The sequence below is a fragment of the Microbacterium sp. Y832 genome (assembly GCF_057669765.1).
The window spans coordinates 12,609-32,142 of the sequence record NZ_JBYHFM010000006.1 but is presented as its reverse complement, the minus strand read 5'-3'; the positions used below and the strand labels follow the sequence as shown (position 1 = coordinate 32,142).

At 69.4% G+C, this 19,534-nt stretch carries 19 protein-coding genes; 4 read left to right on the top strand and 15 right to left on the bottom strand.

Annotation, left to right across the window (positions count from 1 at the left end; genetic code table 11):
• Positions 1-50: 50 nt before the first annotated feature.
• The 15 genes from AC25YV_RS11985 to glpD all read right to left on the bottom strand — a co-directional run bounded on the left by AC25YV_RS11985 (position 51) and on the right by glpD (position 14,525).
• On the bottom strand, positions 51-740 hold the full coding sequence (locus tag AC25YV_RS11985; protein ID WP_488124084.1) for a Rossmann-like and DUF2520 domain-containing protein: 690 nt from the start codon (positions 738-740) through the stop codon (positions 51-53).
• The gene (locus AC25YV_RS11980) at positions 737-2,443 is read right to left on the bottom strand and encodes a PH domain-containing protein (RefSeq protein ID WP_488124083.1); all 1,707 of its coding nucleotides are present in this window, start codon (positions 2,441-2,443) and stop codon (positions 737-739) included. Before AC25YV_RS11980 ends, AC25YV_RS11985 begins: the two co-directional genes overlap by 4 nt.
• Positions 2,440-2,940 (bottom strand): PH domain-containing protein, encoded by a 501-nt coding sequence (locus tag AC25YV_RS11975; protein ID WP_488124112.1) that lies wholly within the window; start codon positions 2,938-2,940, stop codon positions 2,440-2,442. The genes AC25YV_RS11980 and AC25YV_RS11975 overlap by 4 nt, the downstream gene beginning before the upstream one ends.
• A 205-nt stretch (positions 2,941-3,145) precedes the next feature.
• Positions 3,146-3,637 (bottom strand): DUF3180 domain-containing protein, encoded by a 492-nt coding sequence (locus AC25YV_RS11970; RefSeq protein WP_488124082.1) that lies wholly within the window; start codon positions 3,635-3,637, stop codon positions 3,146-3,148.
• A complete protein-coding gene (gene folK, locus AC25YV_RS11965) occupies positions 3,634-4,164 on the bottom strand; it encodes a 2-amino-4-hydroxy-6-hydroxymethyldihydropteridine diphosphokinase (protein ID WP_488124081.1) in 531 nt (176 codons plus the stop codon). Before folK ends, AC25YV_RS11970 begins: the two co-directional genes overlap by 4 nt.
• Complete coding sequence (gene folB / locus AC25YV_RS11960; RefSeq protein ID WP_488124080.1) at positions 4,161-4,535, bottom strand: dihydroneopterin aldolase; 375 nt, start codon at positions 4,533-4,535, stop codon at positions 4,161-4,163. The genes folK and folB overlap by 4 nt, the downstream gene beginning before the upstream one ends.
• Positions 4,508-5,329, bottom strand: a complete 822-nt coding sequence (gene folP, locus AC25YV_RS11955; protein ID WP_488124079.1) for a dihydropteroate synthase — start codon at positions 5,327-5,329, stop codon at positions 4,508-4,510. The genes folB and folP overlap by 28 nt, the downstream gene beginning before the upstream one ends.
• A complete protein-coding gene (gene folE / locus AC25YV_RS11950) occupies positions 5,326-5,916 on the bottom strand; it encodes a GTP cyclohydrolase I (protein ID WP_488124078.1) in 591 nt (196 codons plus the stop codon). The genes folP and folE overlap by 4 nt, the downstream gene beginning before the upstream one ends.
• 9 nt (positions 5,917-5,925) lie before the next feature.
• Positions 5,926-7,935: an ATP-dependent zinc metalloprotease FtsH gene (ftsH, locus tag AC25YV_RS11945; protein ID WP_488124077.1), complete on the bottom strand. Its 2,010-nt coding sequence runs from the start codon at positions 7,933-7,935 to the stop codon at positions 5,926-5,928.
• Between the two features lie 155 nt (positions 7,936-8,090).
• Complete coding sequence (gene hpt / locus AC25YV_RS11940; protein ID WP_488124076.1) at positions 8,091-8,642, bottom strand: hypoxanthine phosphoribosyltransferase; 552 nt, start codon at positions 8,640-8,642, stop codon at positions 8,091-8,093.
• A gap of 9 nt (positions 8,643-8,651) precedes the next feature.
• Positions 8,652-9,155: a hypothetical protein gene (locus AC25YV_RS11935; protein WP_488124075.1), complete on the bottom strand. Its 504-nt coding sequence runs from the start codon at positions 9,153-9,155 to the stop codon at positions 8,652-8,654.
• Positions 9,156-9,158: 3 nt separating this feature from the next.
• On the bottom strand, positions 9,159-11,057 hold the full coding sequence (locus AC25YV_RS11930) for an alpha/beta hydrolase (RefSeq protein ID WP_488124074.1): 1,899 nt from the start codon (positions 11,055-11,057) through the stop codon (positions 9,159-9,161).
• Positions 11,054-11,323 carry a hypothetical protein gene (locus tag AC25YV_RS11925; RefSeq protein WP_488124073.1) on the bottom strand — a complete coding sequence of 90 codons (270 nt, stop codon included), beginning with the start codon at positions 11,321-11,323 and terminating at the stop codon, positions 11,054-11,056. The genes AC25YV_RS11930 and AC25YV_RS11925 overlap by 4 nt, the downstream gene beginning before the upstream one ends.
• Positions 11,324-11,381: 58 nt before the next feature.
• Positions 11,382-12,884 (bottom strand): FGGY family carbohydrate kinase, encoded by a 1,503-nt coding sequence (locus tag AC25YV_RS11920; RefSeq protein WP_488124072.1) that lies wholly within the window; start codon positions 12,882-12,884, stop codon positions 11,382-11,384.
• 18 nt (positions 12,885-12,902) lie between these two features.
• Positions 12,903-14,525 carry a glycerol-3-phosphate dehydrogenase gene (gene glpD, locus AC25YV_RS11915; protein ID WP_488124071.1) on the bottom strand — a complete coding sequence of 541 codons (1,623 nt, stop codon included), beginning with the start codon at positions 14,523-14,525 and terminating at the stop codon, positions 12,903-12,905.
• Between the two features lie 172 nt (positions 14,526-14,697).
• On the opposite strand from glpD, the gene AC25YV_RS11910 reads away from it, so the two are divergent.
• The 4 genes from AC25YV_RS11910 (at position 14,698) to AC25YV_RS11895 (ending at position 19,524) form a co-directional block, all read left to right on the top strand.
• The gene (locus tag AC25YV_RS11910; RefSeq protein ID WP_488124070.1) at positions 14,698-15,681 is read left to right on the top strand and encodes a sugar-binding transcriptional regulator; all 984 of its coding nucleotides are present in this window, start codon (positions 14,698-14,700) and stop codon (positions 15,679-15,681) included.
• Between the two features lie 170 nt (positions 15,682-15,851).
• Positions 15,852-16,859, top strand: a complete 1,008-nt coding sequence (locus AC25YV_RS11905) for a substrate-binding domain-containing protein (protein ID WP_488124069.1) — start codon at positions 15,852-15,854, stop codon at positions 16,857-16,859.
• 65 nt (positions 16,860-16,924) lie between these two features.
• The gene (locus AC25YV_RS11900) at positions 16,925-18,445 is read left to right on the top strand and encodes a sugar ABC transporter ATP-binding protein (protein WP_488124068.1); all 1,521 of its coding nucleotides are present in this window, start codon (positions 16,925-16,927) and stop codon (positions 18,443-18,445) included.
• Positions 18,446-18,474: 29 nt separating this feature from the next.
• Positions 18,475-19,524, top strand: a complete 1,050-nt coding sequence (locus AC25YV_RS11895) for an ABC transporter permease (protein WP_488124067.1) — start codon at positions 18,475-18,477, stop codon at positions 19,522-19,524.
• Positions 19,525-19,534 lie beyond the last annotated feature (10 nt).

Genomic DNA, 19,534 nt, shown 5'->3' with positions numbered 1-19,534 from the left:
GTCGCCGCCAAGTCTATCCGCGACCCCAGCCCGCCCCGCCGCGACCGCGGTTACGGCTCGGGTGAAGCGGGGCCCGACGCGAGGGCGTCGTCGATCGTCGCGTGGACGAGCGTCGACAGGTACGAGCCGGGGTTCTCGACCCCGACGGCGGCGAGCAGCGACGTCGACTGGTGCACGATCGAGCGCGAGAAGTCGGTCGCCGTGGCAATCGCCTCGGCGTACGCGGGGCGGTCGGCCTCGGCGATGACGACGGGTTCGCAGCCCAGCTCGACGGCGAGCGCCTGCGCGATGGGCAGTACCGGCGCCGGTGCGGTGACGGCGGCGAAGCCGCCCGCGAGGCGACGCAGGTCGATCGATGTGCCCGTGAAGGCGATCGCGGGATGCACCGCGAGCGGGATGGCCCCACAGGCGACAGCGGGAGCGAGGATGCCGGTCCCCTCGGAGGGATCCGTGTGCAGGACGAGCTGCCCGGCCTGCCATGCGCCGACATCGGCGAGCCCTGACACGAGCCCTGCGAGCTGGTCGTGCGGCACGGCGACGACGACGAGTTCGCTGCGCCTGACGACCTCGAGCGGATCGAGCAGCGGCACTCCGGGGAGGATCGCCTCGATACGGGCGTCATCGGACCCGCGCGTCACCCCGACGAGCGCGTGACCCGCACCCGCCAGAGCGAGGCCCACGACCGGGCCCACCCGACCCGAGCCGATGATGCCGACTCCGAGGCGTCCGTCGCGATTCATGCGCGCGGCTCCTCGGTCTCGCCGCCCACCACGGGCGTGCCCGGCGCGGGGGCGACCATCAGCGGCGCAGCGGCGGCCGGTCCCATCGGCGGAACGTCCGCGACGGTGTTCGCACCGACCGCGGCGGGCTCCCCGGTACCGGCCCAGCGGTGACTGCTGTCGGCGGCGGCTGCGGCGTTCGCGCCGGCGATCACCTCGCCGAAGACGTCGAGGGCGGCATCGCGGTCGATGATGCCCAGCGACCCCGAGACGGGCCCGAGGATCGTGTGCGGCTGCAGGTTCGCGATCCGCAGCCGCCGGTCGACGGGGCCCTGTGCGATCGCGATGCTCTGCAGGCGCGCAAGCGGGAAGATCCCGAGCTTGCGCCAGATCGCGCCGCGACGCACGAAGAGCGCGTGCGCGGTGAGGTGGAAGCCGTTGCGCCGCCACGTGAGCGGCCGCAGCAGGCGTGCCCGCCGGGGCGTCGTCGTGAACGGATCGTCCTCACGCGGCCCCAGCAGGCCGTGCTCGAAGATCGCCGGCCAGTCGGACTGATCGAAGCTCGGCAGCAGCAGCGCGAGCACGCGCTCGACATCGGCACGCGTCCCGACGGGCAGCACGGCGGCGAACTGGTCCGCGCTGACGTCGGTGGCGCTGCGGCCCGACAGTCGGTTGACCGAGACGGTCCACCAGCCGAACCGGCGCCACAGGATCGACTGCGACACCTGCACGGCGTGCACGCGCCCGGGCGGGAGCACCTCGGTGACCGTTGTGAAGAGGCCGAAGGTGATGCGCACACCGCTCGAGGTCGGCGCGATCGAATAGCGCAGCGACCGCGTGATGCTGCGCACCCAGTACGCCCCGAAGCCGATCACGGCGGGCACCATCGCGAAAAGGATCCACGGCGTCCCGAAGATCGACCCCAAGATGATCGCGATGATCGCGATGACGAGCGCGATGGTCGACCCGCTCAGCAGCTGCGATCCGATCAGCCGCCCCACCGGGATGTGGACGACGGATTCGGGTTCGACGTCGGCCTGGTCCGCACCGTCGATGATCCCCGAGATGCCGGCACCGACGACGGATGCCGCGGCAGAGACCCGCGAGCCGCTGTGGTGCGCAGCATCCGGTGCCGCGTCGCCCAGCTGCGCCCCCGAGGCGAGGCGCAAAATGTCGGCGCGCACGGCCTCGGCGTTCTGCGTCGACAGGTACTCGAGCTTGACGTTGGAGTCCAGCCCCGCACCGATGACTTCGAGCTTGGCGAGGCCCAGCAGCCGGGCGATCATGGGGCGGGTGAGGTTGACCCCCTGCACACGGTCCAGCGGCGCCCGTCGGTGCGTGCGGAACAGCACGCCGCTTCGCACCTCGACGTCATCGCCCGTGATGCGGAATGTGTGGAACCGCCACGACACGTAGAAGATCCCGATGAGCACGAGAACGACGCCGAGCACGACGAACAGGGCCACGAGCAGCAGGTTGTTCGACACCACCCAGTCGATGGGGTCGCCGGAGTGGTCGCCGTACCCGTCCATCGCGGGCAGGAACACCTCGATGAGCCGGTCGCGAAAGTTCGCGATGATGACGCCGGCCACGACCACGAGCGCGAACCCGCCGCGCAGCAGCGGTGTGAGCGGATGCATCCGGTGCCACTCGCCGTCGCTCAAGGGCGACCGCGCGAGGCGGGGCTCGGGGGGCGACGCGCCGTCGGCGGGGACGGCGGTCACAGGCCGGTCCGGCGGGTCTCGGCGACGTCGATCAGGGTGTTGCGCAGGCGGTCGGCGGCCTCCTGCGTCAACCCGGGGATCGTGACGCCCGTGGCAGCGGCCGCGGTGACCAGCTTGAGCTGGGCGATCCCGAATCCGCGGTCGAGCGGGCCGTGCGTGATGTCGATGAGCTGCATGCGGCCGTACGGTACGGCCACGACGCGCTGCCACAGGATCCCACGGCGGAATACGAGGTCATCGCGGCGCAGCTGGTAGCCGTACGAGCGGGCCTGGCGCGGCGTGATGATGAGCGTGAACGCCAGCGCCGCCGTGCCGATGCCGCCCGGAATCCACACCCAGCCCTGGTGGAAGACGAGACCGAGCACGAGCATCGCGGCGACGACGACCAGGAGGAAGAATCCCCCCACGATGAGCTGCACCCGCACGTACTGCCGGGCGAGCTGATGCCATGTGCCGTCACCGAGCGGCAGCCGACCCTCGCCGCGCGGCTCTTTGATCCGATCGAACGTGCCCGCATCGAGCGTCTCGTCGGGCCCATACGGCACGCTCTCCGATTCGGATGCCGCAACAGCAGCCCGGCGCTCGGCGCGGGTCGCCGGAACCGCGGCCGCCTCGGTCGCCTCGGCGTCCACAGCGGTCACTGGCTCGGAACCGCCCTCCGGGCCCGGAACCCCAGCCTCCACGGGCGCCGCCGCTGCGGCGTCAGTGGCGATGGGGTTGGAGTCCGGGGTCGTCGCCTCCGGGCTGTTCGTCATCGTGGTCCTTCCGGATCGTGCACAGGTGCTCCGCCACGAGGGCTGCTCCTGTGAGCACTGCCCCGCAGGCGGCCGTCGCGATGACGGTACCCATCGAGCCTAGCGAGGGCGTCACGGGCAGCGTCACGAGGAAGACCCCGAGCCCCGCACCGAACCCGGTCATCGCCGCACCCACGATCGAGGACGCCTTCGCCAGCATGGCGGTGCGCAGGGCGCGGAACGGATTGACGATCACCGCGGTCGTGCCCCGAGTCGCGCGGCGAATGGGGATCGCCAGCGCGAGGACCAGCCCACCCAGGCAGATGAGCAGGATCGGCAGCGTGACGGCGGGCGTGAACGTCGGCCGTCCTGTTGCGGTGAGCACCTGGTCGAGCGCGAATCCGCTCGCCGCGCCCAGCACGGCCGCGCCGATCAGGACACCGGGTCCCGTGCGCTTCACTTCTGCTCCCGCAGGCGGGCGAGCAGGTCGTCGACGCGTCCGCGGCCGGGCACCACGGCATCGGGCGCGACAGCGAGCCACGGGATCAGCACGAAGTCGCGCTCGGCGGCGCGGGGGTGCGGCAATGTGACGTGCGGATCGTCGCTCTCGAGGTCCCCGTAGGCGATGAGGTCGAGGTCGAGCGTGCGGTCGTCCCACCGCGCGCGTCGCTCGCGGCCGTACTCGGCCTCGATCGCGTGCAGGTACGACAGAAGAACTGACGGCGCGAGCCGCGTGCGCAGCAGCGCGACGGCGTTGAGGTAGGCGGGCGCGGCGGCATCCGGACCCTCGGGCTTCACGGCGACAGACTCGATCGGCGCCGACGCACGCACGTCTTCTGTGAGCGGAAGACGCCCGAGCGCGGCGATGGCCTTGCTGAGGGTCGCGGCGCGGTCGCCGAGGTTCGCGCCGAGCGCGACGACGGCGTCGACGGCGGGTGCTGGCGGCGCGGGTGCGACCTCGATGCCCTGTGCGAGACGGCGGTTCATCGCGGTGCCTTTCCGCGGCGCACCGTGACGGCGACATCGCCGAAGGGCACGGTGATCGGTGCGCTCGGCTTGTGCACCGTCACGACGACGGCGTGCACGAGGTCGTGCGCCAGCACATCGTCGGCGATCCGGCTCGCGAGGGTCTCGATGAGGTCGACGGGGTCGCCCTCGACGATCTCGACGAGACGTTGCGCGAGCTCGCCGTAATGCACGGTGTCGGCCACGTCGTCCGACGCGGCCGCGCGCGAGGCATCCACCCGCATCGTGACGTCGACGACGAACTCCTGCCCGTCGCGACGCTCATCGGGATACACCCCGTGGCGCCCGAACGCGCGGACCCCTGTCAGCGTGATCTCGTCGACGGCATCCATCGATCGTCTCCTTCCCATGCGGCGGCGATGCGCAGGGCATCGCGCGTCGCCCGAGCATCATGCACGCGCACGGCCCACGCGCCGGCCTGGGTGGCGAGCACGCTCGTGACGGCGGTCGCGAGATCGCGGCGCCCCTGCTCATCGGTGTCGAGGGCGTCGGCGAGGAATCGCTTGCGACTCGTGCCGATGAGCACCCGATGGCCGAGGTCCGCGATGTGCGGCGTCCCGCGGAGCACGGTCCAATTCTGTTCCCCGCGCTTGCCGAATCCGATGCCCGGGTCGACGATGACACGTGAGGGCGGGATGCCGGCGGCACCTGCCGCGGCCACCCGCTCGCGCAGTTCGCCGAGCACCTCGGCGACGATGTCGTCGTAGGTCGCCCGCGCGTACATGTCGGCCGACGGGCCGCGCCAGTGCCCGAGAGCGATGTCGGCGTCGGTCGTGGCGACGGCGGCGAGCATGTCGGGGTCGGCGAGGCCGCCCGAGACGTCGTTCACGATGCTCGCCCCGGCCTCGGCCGCGGCGAGGGCGGTAGACGCGTTCAGCGTGTCGATGCTGACGGTCGCGCCGGCAGCGACGAGCGCCGCCACGACGGGCAGCACGCGTTCGCGTTCGAGGGCGGCGTCGATGCGCTCCGATCCCGGTCGCGTGGACTCGCCGCCCACATCGAGCAGATCGGCGCCGTCGGCGAGCAGGCTCAGACCGTGGGCCACAGCGGCGTCGGCGTCGAGGTACCGCCCGCCGTCACTGAAAGAGTCGGGCGTCACATTGACGATCCCCATGACGAGGGTCATTCGCGCGTCGCTCCGATGAGCACCATGATCTCGGTGCGGGCCGCGGCATCGGTGTACGCGCCGCGGGCGGCGATCGTCACGGTCGTGGCGTCGGTCTGCTGTCCCCCGCGCATCGTGACGCACTCGTGCGCCGCATCGAGCACGACGAGCACACCGCGGGTGTCGAGCGAGGCCGAGATCGTGTCGGCGATCTGCTCGCCCAGACGCTCTTGCACCTGCGGGCGCGACGCGAGGATGTCGACGACTTTGGGCAGGGCGCCGAGGCCCACGACCTCCTCGCCGGGCAGGTACGCGATGTGCGCACGCCCGCGGAAGGGCAGCAGGTGATGCTCGCACACCGAGCGGAAGCGGATGTCGCGCAGCATCACGGCGCCGGACGGCAGCGTGTCGGGAGCCGGCCCGCGCGCGACCGAGATCGTGTGGGCCAGTGGCTCGCCGGCATCCTGCCCCACTCCCGAGAAGAACTCGGCGTACGCATCGGCGACGCGCTGCGGCGTCACGCGCAGGCCAGGCCGATCGGGATCCTCCCCGATCGCCTCGAGAAGTTCGCGGACCAGGCCCGCAACGCGCTCACGATCGACGGCCACGCCGCGAGCCTACGCGGTTGCCGGGCGAGCCTGTCCGGCAGGACGGCGCGTCGCCGGCTTCTCGGCGGCACCCTGCGGACCCGACTCGACGGATGCCGCGAGCCCGGCGTCTTCGCGGCGGCGAGGAACGTCGACGGGGGGCAGCTGCGATACGGGGCGCTGCTCGCTCGACAGCCACTGCGGGCGCGGCGGCAGCTTCGAGATGTCCTTGAAGATCTCGGCGAGCTGCAGGTGGTCCAGCGTCTCTTTCTCGAGCAACTCGAGGGCGAGCTTGTCGAGCACTTCGCGGTTGGCGTTGAGGACTTCGTACGCCTCGTTGTGTGCCTGCTCGATGAGCGCACGCACCTCGGTGTCGACGCGCTCGGCGACGTGCTCCGAGTACTCACGGCCATGGCCCATGTCGCGGCCCATGAAGACCTCGCCCGAGGACTGTCCGAGCTTGACCGGCCCGACGTCCATCGTCATGCCGTACTCGGTCACCATCTTGCGGGCGATGCCGGTGGCCTTCTCGATGTCGTTCGAGGCGCCCGTCGTGGGGTCGTGGAACACGATCTCCTCGGCGACGCGGCCGCCCATCGCGTACGCGAGCTGATCCTGCAGCTCGTTGCGCGTGACGGAGTACTTGTCATCGAGCGGCAGCACCATCGTGTAGCCCAGGGCCTTGCCGCGCGGGAGGATCGTGACCTTCGTGACGGGGTCGGTGTGGTTCATCGCCGCCGCGGCGAGCGCGTGACCGCCCTCGTGGTAGGCGGTGATGAGCCGCTCCTTGTCCTTCATGACGCGCGTGCGCCGCTGCGGACCGGCCAGCACGCGGTCGATCGCCTCGTCGAGCGCGCGGTTGTCGATGAGCTGCGCGTTGGAGCGAGCGGTGAGCAGCGCCGCCTCGTTGAGGACGTTGGCGAGGTCTGCACCCGTGAAGCCGGGAGTCTTGCGGGCGACGACCTCGAGGTCGACGCCGTCGGCGAGCGGCTTGCCGCGACCGTGCACCTCGAGGATGCGCTTGCGACCCTGCAGGTCGGGAGCGTCGACACCGATCTGACGGTCGAACCGGCCCGGACGCAGGAGCGCCGGGTCGAGGATGTCGGGGCGGTTCGTCGCCGCGATGACGATGACGTTGACCTTCGGGTCGAAGCCGTCCATCTCGACGAGCATCTGGTTGAGCGTCTGCTCGCGCTCGTCGTGCCCGCCGCCCATGCCGGCGCCGCGGTGGCGTCCGACGGCGTCGATCTCGTCGATGAAGATGATGGCGGGCGAGCTCTCTTTGGCCTGGTTGAACAGGTCACGAACGCGCGACGCACCCACACCGACGAACATCTCGACGAAGTCCGATCCCGAGATCGAGTAGAAGGGCACCCCCGCCTCGCCCGCGACGGCGCGCGCGAGGAGCGTCTTGCCGGTGCCGGGAGGGCCGTACAGCAGCACACCCTTCGGAATGCGGGCGCCGACGGCCTGGAACTTCGCGGGATCCTTCAGGAAGTCTTTGATCTCCTGCAGCTCTTCGAGCGCTTCGTCCGCACCGGCGACGTCTTGGAAGGTGACCTGCGGCATCTCCTTCGTGACGAGCTTGGCTCGCGATTTGCCGAACTGCATGACCTTGGAGCCGCCGCCCTGGGCGCTGGACATCAGGAACCAGAACAGCAGGCCCAGCAGCAGGATCGGGATGAGCAGGGACAGGATGCCGTCGACCCATGACGCGCGCGGGACAGCGTCGTTGAAGCCGTCCTTCGGATTCGCGGCGTTGATCGCCGTGACGACCTCGTCGGCGCGCGCCGAGACGTAGTAGAACTGCACGTCGTTCGCGCCCTCAAAGGGCCGGGACAGCGTCATGTCGACACGCTGGTCGCCGTCGGTCGTCGTGACCTCGGTCACGGTGCCGCCGCGCAGAAGCTCAAGACCCTGCTGCGTCGTGATCTGCTTCGCCCCGCCGAGGCTCGAGATGAGCGTGAAGCCCACGATGAGCAGCACGCCGATGAGCACGACGTACACGAACGGATTGCGGGTGAGCTTCTTGGCCTTCATGGTGACGGCGAGCGCCGGTCCCTTTCGTCGAACGAACCGTCGAAAAAGGGCGCACGTGCCCCCGCGACAGTGTGTTCAGGGTATCGCGGGCACGCTATGCCGATCCTGTGCATTCGCCTACGGCGTACCGGCCCTCGAGCGGCGCCGACGCGTCGTCAGCTGTAGACGTGCGGCGCCAGGACCGCGACATCGCGCAGGTTGCGGTAGCGCTCGGCGTAATCGAGGCCGTATCCGATGACGAACTCGTTCGGGATGTCGAAGCCCACGTACTTGCAGCGCACCTCGACCTTGGCAGCCTCGGGCTTGCGCAGGAGCGCGAAGACCTCGACGGATGCCGCGCCCCGGGCCTCGAAGTTCTCGAGCAGCCAGCTGAGGGTCAGCCCCGAGTCGATGATGTCCTCGACGATCAGCACGTGCTTGTCGTGCAGGTCGGTGTCGAGGTCTTTGCGGATCTGCACGACTCCGCTGGATTTCGTGCCGGTGCCGTACGACGAGACGGCCATCCAGTCCATCGGCGCCGTCATGGGCAGTGCCCGCGAGAAGTCGGCCATGACCATGATCGCGCCCTTGAGCACGCCCACCAGCAGAAGATCCTTGCCGGCGTAGTCTTCGGCGACGCGAGCGGCGACCTCTTGCAACCTCTCGACGATCTCCTCCTCGGTGTGGAGGACGTGGGTGAGTTCGCTCTGGATGTCCGCAGCCCGCATACGACGATTCTAGGCGCCGCCACGCACGGTCTGCGGGCTCACGACGAGCACCTCGACGACCTCGGCCCTGTCAGGCGCCGTCAGACCCCACGTGAGCTCGATGTACCAGTCGCCGCCGTCGATCTCGCGGCGGAAGCCGTCGGCGACCCGCTGGCCGCCGTCGGTCTCGCGTACGCGCGACATCGTCCAGCCTTCGGCGGTGAGGTGTTCGGTGACCGCGGCGGCGGCCTCCGCGGACGCGTCGGGCTCGGACACGAGCACGATGCTGCTCAGCGCCTGCCACCACGCGGCATCCTGAGCAGAAGCCCCGCCCGTGGGCGACTCGAAGCGCGGCTCGGACTCGGAGAACCCCACCTCGTCGACGAGCGCTTCGGGGATCGCGGCGACGGTCGTGGCCATGAGTTCGTCCGTCGCGGCGGCGTACTCGTCGAGCCGGCTGGTCGGTGTCATGGTGCAGCCTCCGAGGGTGAGGGCGAGCGCGGCGGCCGCGACGAGGGCGATGAGGCGTCGCATCCGTCACTCCACCTGCGCATATGCGGGCGCGTAGTCATCGCGGTCGAGCCCGTCGATCGTGATGGGCCCGGCGGTCGTGACGATGGTCTGGCTCGGCGCGAAGAGCTCTGCCTGTCCGCCGGTGATCACGGCGACCATGTTATTGAACGCGGTCGAGCCGGGTGTGTAGAGCGAGCTGTGACTGTCGATCGCGGCGGGCATGCCGTTGCCGGGCACATTGTGGCGCTCGATGTTTCCGCTGTCAGGATCGGATGCCTCGATGAAGCCGGTCTCGAGGCGGGTGACGCCGTCGGCGGTCAGCGTGGACTGCCCGTGCAGAGCGTGCCAGTCGCCACTATTGCCCTGGATGAGTCCGACTACGGCGTCGTTGCGGCTCATCATCGCGTAGTGCGGCACACCTGACGTGTGCGGGAAGTCGTCGATGCCGTCGACACCGTGCCCCATGCCGGCGGCGGCGACATACAGGATGCGGTCGGCGCGCAGGCCCTCCTGCTCGGCCATGCCGACGGTCGCCCCGCCGTAGCTGTGGCCCAGCACCGTGAGCGTCGCCGCCCCCGGCACGACGATGCCGGCCGCGAAGTCGCGCAGCCGCGGCGCGAGCTCTCGCGAATACGACGGGTCCATCGCGGCGGGGATGTCCTGCGGGAACGGGCCGCCCGCCCACTGGAAGACGGCCGATGTCGAACCCGCCGCCTGGTAGAGGTCGGCGGCGCGGGAGTCGCCGAAATCGGTCATGTTCGAGCCCGTGCCGGGCACCGAGATCGCGACCGACGTGACCCATGACGGGATGTCTCCCGTGACGGGGTCGATGGGGCCGTGGTAGGTCGCGATCGCGCCCTGCGCCGGGTCGAAGACGACGACGCGCGAGCCTTCGTACGAGCGCGGTACACCGTGGGCGTCGACGTAGCGCACGTCGTCGGTGAGCAGTCCCCGGTAGTAGTCGATGTGCGTCTGCTGCTCGGCGACGAGCTTGTCGTACTCGGCGTCGATGCCGTCGTGTCCGTAGTATGCCTTCGCGTGGGCGTCGGCGCGCAGCTGCTCGATGCGCTCGATCTCGGCCTCGCGGGCGGCGATCTCGGTGCGCAGGTTGATGCGGTTGGCGCTGACCCGGTCGGCGATGGGGATGCCGTCGAGGTTGCCGATCACCCTGGGCGACTTCTCGATGAGGGCGTCGCGCTGCGAGCGGTCGAGGCTGTCCCAGACCTGTCGGATGAGGTTCGGATCGCCGAGGCCCGCCAGCTGCTCTGCCGTGATCGAATCCGTGTCCTCGGCCCACAAGGCGGCCGACGCGAAGTACCCGCCGCGGCCGATCCGGCCGTCATCGGTCAGCGCGGCGACGAGGTCGATCTGACGCAGCTGATTCGCCGTCTCGCGATCGAGATCGTCGCGCTCGATCTGCAGATCGTTGTAGGCCTGGCTCGCGCCGCGATAGGACTCGATCGCACCGCGCCACCGCTCAAGATAAGAGGGCTTGTCGAGGTAGAGCCAGTCGGGCAGCACGTCGTCCCAGCTCAGCGCCCAGCCGACGACCGTCTCCGAGGCCTGATTGAGCGCTTCACCGCGGCGCGCCCAGATCGCGTCGTAGCGGGTCTGCGCCGTCGCGAGCGCCGTCGCGGCGCGACCCTTCAGCTCTTGCAGCCCCGTGGCGTAACCGTCGAGAATCCCGGCGGCCGATTCGGCGGCATCCGCTGTTCGCGTGAACCGCTCCGACAGCACCGTGATGCGCGGGCGCAGCGCGTCCGCGCTCTCGGCGATGACAGGACCGAGCGCAGCGAGCGCGCGGCCCGACGCGGTGCTGCGATCGCGCTGCGCGGTCGCCCGCGAGCGGAAGAGGCTCGCGAGGTCGCGGATGCCGCCGACATCGCCCTGCGCCGGGTCACCGTCGATTCCGGGAAGACTCATGACCCACCGCCCGCCAGTGCCGCGTCGGTGCGCTGCAGTTCGCTGTGCACGATGCCCGTGTCGGTCGCGACTTCGTCGCCCGCTTCGGACAGGGCGTCCATGGCCGCCCGGATGAGCTCATCGACGTCACCGAGCGCCGCCTCGACGACGTCAGACTTCACGACGCCGTTGTCGGGGCGCGAGCCGTCGGCGGCGCGGGCCGCCGCAGCACGGAGCTCCGCCACCGCGGTGGTGAAATCGGAGTCGCTGTATTGCACGCCTGTCACCCGCCCAGACTATTTCTCCCCGCCGCGGGCGACATGGGGAGGAATCCCCATCGGCGTGTCAGCCCTGCACGCGCGGAGGAAGACCGCGCGCCGCCGCCACCGCATCAGTCCACCCGCGGTAGAGCTCTTCGCGCCTGTCGGCCTGCATGCGGGGCTCGAAGACGCGCTCGAGCTGCCATCGATCGTGGATGTCATCGCGAGCCCACATGCCCACTTCACTGCCCGCCAGGTGGGCGATGCCGAGCGCGGTGCGCTCGAGACCGACAGGGCGCGCCACGGGGATGCCGAGGATGTCGGCTTGGAACTGACACAGCAGGTTGTTGCGTGTCGCGCCGCCGTCGACCTTGAGCATGGGGATCTCGACGCCATTGCGCCGGAGATTGTCGACGTTGTCCCGGGTCTGGTAGGCCATCGCCTCGATACCGGCGCGCACGACATGCGCCGCGGACGACTCGAGCGTGAGCCCGAGGATGGCTCCTCGCGCATCTCGGTCCCAGTGCGGATCGAACAGCCCAGCGAAGCCGGGAACGAGGTAGACCCCGGCTGTGTCGGGCACGGTCGATGCGATGGCTTCGCTGTCGGCGGCGTCGGTCAAGATGCCCAAGCGGTCGCGCAGCCACTGCATCGTCTGCCCGCTGTGGAAGACCACGCCCTCCGCCTCGTAGGTCACGGCGTCACCGAACTGCCACGCGACGCTGCTGCACATGCCGGGCAGCGTGCGCGGCACGTCGCCCATGTTGACGGTCAGGACACCCGCAGTGCCGAACGTGTTCTTGGCGCTGCCGGTCTCGAGGCAGGCCTGACCGAACAGCCCCGCCTGCTGATCGCCGAGCACGGCGGTCACAGGAACCGGCTGCGGCGCCGGCAGTAGGTCGTGCGCGACGTCGCCGAACCACCCCGCGGACGGCACGATCTCAGGCAGCAGACTCGTGGGGATGTCGAGCATGGCGCAGAACTCTTCGTCCCACCGGGCTCGCGCGAGAGACATCAGTCCCGTGCGGGATGCCGCGCTGGGCTCGGTACGATGCGCCGTGCCACCGGTCAGGTTCCACAGCATCCACGTGTCGGGTGTGCCGATCGCGAGCTCACCGCGCTCCGCCCGCTCGCGGGCCCCGGGCACGTGTCGGAGCAGCCAGGCGATCTTGGCCGCCGAATAGAACGAATCGTTGCGCACACCCGTGCGTGAGCGGAACTCGTCGTCGAGGCCCCGCTCGGACCACTCCCGCACGATGCCGTCGGTCTGCTTCGACATCCACGTGATGGCGTTGTAGACGGGCACCCCCGTCGAACGGTCCCACATCACGATGGTCTCTCGGTGCGACGTCACCCCGACGGCCGCGATGTCGGCCGCCGTGAGACCGGCGCGTTCGAGCGCGACGGCGAGTGAGCGGCGCGGTGCATCCCACATCTCCTGCGGGTCGAACTCGACCCACCCTTCGTGGGGGAAGATCGTGGCGATCGACGCGGAAGCCTCACCGACGGTGCGACCCGCATCGTCGATGACGATCGCTCGGGCGCTGCTGGACCCCTCATCGAGGGCGACGACGTATCTGCCGGTCACGGCGGACTCCCTTTCGAGTCAGACGCGCTCGGGAACGCGCAAGTGATCGAGCCATTCACGGTAGCCCGCGATCTCGGCCGAGCGGCGGTCATCGTCCCATCCGCGGTGAGCGGCGAGGATCTCGGCGGCGCGCTCGGCGCCACCGAGCCCGTGGCCGGGTTCGAAGGCCAGCAGGATGCGGCGCGCGAAGACGTCGGTGAGGGTTTCGGCGAACTCGTCGTCGACCGCGAAGATGAGTTCGGCGGCGATGGCGGGGCTGTCAGGATCGAAGCGCTCGGCAAGGGCGGGGTCCCGCTGGGCGAGCTCGAGGACCTGCTGCGCGCGGGTGCCGTACAACGACCAGAGGCGGCGCGATGTGTCCGAGTCGATCGTCGTGTTCGCCAGGAAGGCCCGCTCGAACGCGGCGAGGTCGGCGGCGCGCGCGCCGGGAAACGGCTGCTGTTTGCTGATCGGCTTCTTGCGAGCGCGAGCCTTGAGCTTCTTCACGGCGAGGTCGGTGGCGTCCTCAGCGAGCTGCCGATACGTCGTGAGCTTGCCTCCGACGATGGACAGGATGCCGGGGTATCCGTCCTGCGCATGGTCACGGACGATGTGGCTGCGCGGCACTTTCCATTCCGGGATGTCCGGCGCATACGGCAGTGGGCGCACACCGCTGTATGTGTAAAGCACATCGTCGGCCGTGAGGTTGGCGTCGGGCATGAGTGCGTTCGCCTCGGTGAGGAGGTAATCGACCTCGTCGCTCTCCGCACGGGCCGAGTCCGGCTCGAGGTCGTACTTGATGTCGGTGCAGCCGATGAGGTATCGCCCCATCCACGGGATCACGAGAACGAGGCGTCCGTCCGTCTGCGACTCGTAGTACACGACGTCCGTCGGGGCACCGGGGAACCGGTCGACGATGATGTGGCTGCCTTTCGCCCCGCCGATGAGGCGCGGCGACGCCACAGCCTGGCCGGACTCACCCGCCAGCACGTCGTCGACCCACGGGCCGCCCGCGTTGATCGTGACGCGGGCCCGGATGTCGCGCTCTTCCCCGTCGTCGGTGCGCACGCGCACGCCGGTCACGGCCCCGCCGTCCCGCAGCACGCCGACGGCCTTCGTGTGGATGTGGATTCGGGCACCGGCGTCGGCGGCGGCGACCGCGAGCTCGGCACAGAGCCGCTCGGCGTACTCGACCTGGCCGTCGGTGAACAGGGCCGCGCCACTCAGGCCGGTCGCGTTCATTCCCGGGAAGCGGTTCTTGATGGCTCGCGCAGACAGCACGCGATGCCAGGGCACGGATTTGTCCGCGGAGAGCACGTCGTACGCGAGCATGCCGAGGCGGATCATCCACGAGGGGCGGGTGTTGCGAGAGTAGAAGGGCATGATGAGGCGCACGGGCTTCACGAGATGCGGCGCGACGCGGAACAGGAGCTCGCGCTCGCGCAGCGATTCGCGCACGAGACGGATGTCACCGCGCTCGAGGTAACGCAGCCCCCCGTGCACAAGGCGGCCCGACCAGGCCGAGACTCCGAAGCACAGGTCCTCTTGCTCGACCAGCGCCACCGAGAGACCACGCTCGGCGGCGTCGCGAGCGATGCCGAGCCCGTTGATCCCTGCGCCGATCACGACGACGTCGTACGTGAGCTGTCCAGCCTTGGTCACGGTGCCTCCTCGACGATGGCGTGAATATTCAGTCGTTGACTGAATGGCCTTCCGCTAGTGTAGCGCGAGAACCGCCGAGGGGAATGGGACAAGCTGATCCTGGGACGCCTGGGGCCCTGGCCCAGTCTGACAGAATGACTCAAATCCCAGGCGGAGACAGGAAAGGCAATCGATGCCCCAGGACCGCAACGACCCCGACGCCCAGCGCATGATGACGAAGGTCTCGCACCTCTATCACACGCGCGGGATGGTGCAGACAGAGATCGCGCGCACGTTGGGCCTCTCGCAGGCGAGGGTCTCGCGGCTGCTCTCTTCCGCAGAGGATGCCGGCATCGTGCGCACGATCGTGGTTCCGCCCCCCGGGCTCAACGCGGATCTCGAGCAGCGCCTCGAGCAGGACTTCGGACTGCTCGAGGCCCACGTCGTCGATGCGATCGACGAGTCCGAGCGCGAACGCACCGACCACGTCGGCCGCGCACTCGCCCCGATCTTCCAGGTCGCTCCGATCGACGGCAAGACGATCGGCTTCACATCGTGGAGCCGATCGCTGCGCAGTTTCGTCGCCAATCTGCAGCGGTTCCCTCGCGCGAAGGCGCGGGCGGTCGTCGAGCTGCTCGGCGGCGTCGGACAGCCCGCGATCCAGCACGTGGCCACCGTGGCGACCGAGCGATTCGCGAAGCTCACCGACGCCGAGGCGCTGTTCATGCGCGTGCCGGGCGTCGTGCCGACCCCACAGATGCGCGAAGCGATCCTCGCGAACGACCCGCACGCCCGGCGCGCGCTCGAAACGATGTCGCAGCTGGACATCGCCCTCGTCGGCATCGGCAATTGCACGATCGTGCCGCCGCTGGTGGGCGGTGACAACTTCTTCACGCAGGAACAGTTCGACAGGGCGCGATCACTGGGCGCCGTCGGCGAGATCAATCTGCGATTCATGGATGCCGACGGGCGGCCCGTCGCATCCGAACTCGACGAGCTCGTGCTCGGAGTGAGCCTCGAGCAGATTCGCCGCGCCGAGCGTCGCATCGGAGTCTCGGGCGGCGCCGGGAAACACGACGCCGTGCTCGCCGCCGTACGCGGCGGGTGGATCAATGTGCTCGTGACCGACGAAGAGACAGCGCGCTACCTCCTCGAACAAGGCCCATCCTCCGCCTGAGCAACCGCGCCCCCACGTCGACGCAACCGCGTCGGCGCGCCTTCTCGCGCCCGTCGCAGCCGCTTGACACCCGACGGACCGAGGCCTAGCATCACTCCAACGGCATCTCAATTCGATAGTCGCATAGGTATTCAGATGTCACTCCACACAGGTTTCGAGGGAGAAACGCAATGACCAATCACAGCAAGCGCCGCGGGGCTACGCTCCTCGCCGGACTCGCGATCGCCGCACTCGGCATCGCCGGCTGCAGCACGACCGACTCCGGTGGCGGCGCGGACGGCGGGCCGAGCGATTCGAAGGTGATCGGCGTCTCGGTCGCCGACCAGAAGTCGCTGTTCTACATCGCAGCGGTTGATGGCATGAAGGCCGCGGCTGAGGAAGCGGGCTACGAACTCATCGTCGAGTCCGCCGACAATGACGCCAGCCGCCAGGTCAACCAGGTGCAGAACCTGCTTACGCAGCAGGTCGGCGTGCTCATCTACACCCCGCAGGACGCCACGGCGGCCGCCGCCGGTGTGCGCCTCGCGAACGACGCCGGCGTGCCGGTCGTCGCGGTGGACCAGAAGCCCGAGACCGACGACGCCGAGATCCGCACCTTCATCGCGACGGACAGCGTCAAGGCCGCATACGAGGTCTGCACCTGGATGTTCGAACAGATCGGCAACGAGGGCGACATCGCCGTGCTGCAGGGGCCGCTCGGCTCGACCGCGGAGCTCCAGCGCTCCGAGGGATGCCAGCAGGCGATCGACGAGAACCCGGGCATCAACGACGTGCAGTGGGAGAGCGCCAACTGGGATGAGAGCCAGGCGTTCGACGCCTCGCAGAACATCCTGACGGCGCACCCGAACCTCAAGGCGATCTTCGGCGAGAGCGACGCTATGGCGATGGGCGCGGCCAAGGCCGCCCAGCAGGCGGGCCGCGACGGCATGTTCTTCGTCGGCATCGACGGCTTCCCGACCATGTTCGACGCCATCTCGGACGGCCTCACCCACGCCACCATGGCGCAGCAGCCCTACATGATGGGCCAGCTCGCGGTCGAGAACGCCATCGCGCTCCTCGAGGGTGAAGGCGACGACATCCCGGCCGAGCAGTATCAGGACGCCGTGCTCGTGAACAAGGCGAACGTCGCCGAGAACGACCCGACGAAGTTCTACGGCCCGAACGTCGGCACTCGCTGACCCGACGCCCCTGATGGGTGGTGCGGCCCCGCGCCGCACCACCCTCATCCGGAAGGAGCCATGCCATGGCTGAACGCGCAGCATCCGCCGCGACTGGCCTCGTCTGCACGGGTCTGACGAAGCGCTACGGCGGCGTCACCGTCGTGAAGGACATCGACATCACCCTGACGCCGGGGTCGGTGCTCGGTCTCGTCGGCGAGAACGGCGCGGGCAAGTCGACGACCTCGGGCATGATCGCCGGTCTCGTCCAGCCCGACGGCGGCACGATGACGATCGACGGTGAACGGTATGCACCGGGTTCACCCGGCGATGCGCTCCGCTCCGGCGTCGTGCTCATTCACCAGGAGATTCGGATGGTGCCCGAACTCTCCGTTGCCGAGAACATCTTCATCGGACGCCTGCCGCGCAAGCGCGGAGGGATCGACCGCAACCGCCTCAATGCGGAGGCCCGCGCCGTGTTGGACCGCCTCGGCTCGCGCATGGACCCGCGCCAGCGCGTCGGCGACCTCTCGATCGCCGCCCAGCAGGAGATCGAGATCGCGCGCGCTCTCAGCCGCGAACCCCGCTACATCATCTTCGACGAGCCCTCCGCCTCACTCGGCAAGTCCGAGACCGCCCGCGTCTTCGACCAGATCGACGCGCTGCGGTCGGCGGGCGCCGGCATCGTCTACATCTCGCACCGCATCGAGGAGATCACGCGCCTCTCCGACGCGATCCTCTGCCTGCGCGACGGCCACGAAGCGGCTCGGTGGGATACCGGCGACGTGCCGCGGGATGACATCGTTCGCGCCATGGTCGGCCGCGACTTCACCTACGGCCACGACACACCACCCGCGGCGGCCGAGAAGACGATCATCCAGGTCTCCGGGCTCGGTCGCACCGGCGCCTTCGAGGGGATCGATTTCTCCGTCCGCGCGGGCGAGATCCTCGGGATCGCCGGCCTGGTCGGCGCAGGGCGCAGCGAAGTCGTGCGAGCCATCGCCGGCGCCGACCGCGCTGACACGGGTGAGATCCGCATCGACGGCCGTCCGGTGACGATCCGAAATCCCCGTGACGGCATCCGCGCCGGCATCGCCATGGTGCCCGAGGACCGCAAGTCGCAGGGGCTCCTGCTCAGTCGCGACAGCACCGAGAACATGACCCTCCCGTGGCAGAAGGAACTGTCACGGCGCGGCATCGTCACCCACAAGGAGCTCGCCAAGACCTACCGCACGCAGCGCCGTGAGCTCGACATCCGGGGCCAGGCCGATGCCAGTGTCGGCCACCTCTCGGGCGGCAACCAGCAGAAAGTGCTCCTGGCCAAGTGGCTCATCAAGCAGCCCAAGGTCCTCATCCTCGACGAACCGACGCGCGGCGTCGACGTCGGAGCGAAGATGACGATCTACGACGCCATCCGCCGTCTCGCCGATGACGGCGTCGCCATCATCGTGGTGTCCTCCGAGCTCGAAGAGGTCCTCGGCCTCTCGCACCGCGTGCTCGTGATGTCCGGCGGTCGCCAGCAGGGCATCCTCGACCGCGATGCGGCCACTCCCGAAGCCGTCATGCGTCTCGCGCTGCCCCAGCACGCCGAGACCGCCCACCTCTGATCCCGAACTCTTTCCCTGGAGATGAAACGATGAGCGTTTCCGAACCCTCGACCTCGACGAACCCGTCGACTCCGAGTCCCGCGACGGTCGCGCAGCGCACCGTCCCCACGGACGGTGCGTCCGGCGAGGGCCGTGTCCGTCGCATCCTTTCGAAGATCCCCGGTCCGCTCGTCGGGCTCGTCGTGATCTTCATCCTGCTGTCGTTCCTCTCGCCGTACTTCCTCACGTCGCGGAACCTGCTGAACATCCTCACGCAGATCTCGGCGATCGGCGTCATGTCGGTCGGGGCACTGATGGTCATCATCGTCGCCGGCATCGACCTGTCGGTGGGCGCCGTGCTGGCGCTCAGCTCGATGACGATGGCCTACCTGTACAGCTACTCGGGCCTGCCCTTCGAGCTCGCGCTTGTGCTGGGGCTGGCCACTGGCGCCGGCATCGGGCTGCTCAACGGCATCCTCATCACCTACGGCAGGTTGCAGCCCTTCATCGCGACTCTGGCGACGATGTCGGCCGCGACGGGACTCGCCGTGTTCATCACGGGCGGCAACACCGTCAACGGCTTCCCCGAGTGGTTCACGGCCCTCACGCGCATGAGCGTCCTGGGCGTGCCGATCCAGGGCATCATCCTGGTGGGTGTCTTCCTCATCGCGGCCTTCTGGCTGCGCTTCCGCCCCGGTGGGCGCGCGCTCTACGCGATCGGCGGCAACGAGGAAGTCGCCCGCCTGTCAGGCATTCCCGTCCGCCGCATGAAGCTGCTCGTCTATACGATTGCGGGGCTTCTCGCCGCTGTCGCCGGCCTGCTCGTCACGTCGCGCCTGGACTCGGCCCAGCCGACGGCCGGTGCCGCCGATCTGCTGAACGTCATCGCGGTCGTCGTGATCGGCGGCGCGAGTCTCGCGGGCGGCACGGGCTCGGTGCTCGGCACGTTCGTGGGTCTGCTCATCATCGGCGTACTGAACAACGGGATGTCACTTCTCGGCGTCTCACCGAACCTGCAGCCCGTCGTCCTCGGTGCCGTCATCGTCGCGGCCGTCATGACCGACCGCCAGTCCTCGAAGGCGCAGAACGGCGGCAGGTAGCACTCGACGC

What these genes read in the sequence shown, in the direction of transcription:
- AC25YV_RS11985 (WP_488124084.1), bottom strand. Translation starts at nt 740, where the DNA reads ATGAATCGCGACGGACGCCTCGGAGTCGGCATCATCGGCTCGGGTCGG.
- folK (WP_488124081.1), bottom strand. Translation starts at nt 4,164, where the DNA reads ATGAACCGCCGTCTCGCACAGGGCATCGAGGTCGCACCCGCGCCGCCA.
- folB (WP_488124080.1), bottom strand. Translation starts at nt 4,535, where the DNA reads ATGGATGCCGTCGACGAGATCACGCTGACAGGGGTCCGCGCGTTCGGG.
- folP (WP_488124079.1), bottom strand. Translation starts at nt 5,329, where the DNA reads ATGACCCTCGTCATGGGGATCGTCAATGTGACGCCCGACTCTTTCAGT.
- ftsH (WP_488124077.1), bottom strand. Translation starts at nt 7,935, where the DNA reads ATGAAGGCCAAGAAGCTCACCCGCAATCCGTTCGTGTACGTCGTGCTC.
- hpt (WP_488124076.1), bottom strand. Translation starts at nt 8,642, where the DNA reads ATGCGGGCTGCGGACATCCAGAGCGAACTCACCCACGTCCTCCACACC.
- AC25YV_RS11935 (WP_488124075.1), bottom strand. Translation starts at nt 9,155, where the DNA reads ATGCGACGCCTCATCGCCCTCGTCGCGGCCGCCGCGCTCGCCCTCACC.
- AC25YV_RS11930 (WP_488124074.1), bottom strand. Translation starts at nt 11,057, where the DNA reads ATGAGTCTTCCCGGAATCGACGGTGACCCGGCGCAGGGCGATGTCGGC.
- AC25YV_RS11910 (WP_488124070.1), top strand. Translation starts at nt 14,698, where the DNA reads ATGCCCCAGGACCGCAACGACCCCGACGCCCAGCGCATGATGACGAAG.
- AC25YV_RS11905 (WP_488124069.1), top strand. Translation starts at nt 15,852, where the DNA reads ATGACCAATCACAGCAAGCGCCGCGGGGCTACGCTCCTCGCCGGACTC.
- AC25YV_RS11900 (WP_488124068.1), top strand. Translation starts at nt 16,925, where the DNA reads ATGGCTGAACGCGCAGCATCCGCCGCGACTGGCCTCGTCTGCACGGGT.
- AC25YV_RS11895 (WP_488124067.1), top strand. Translation starts at nt 18,475, where the DNA reads ATGAGCGTTTCCGAACCCTCGACCTCGACGAACCCGTCGACTCCGAGT.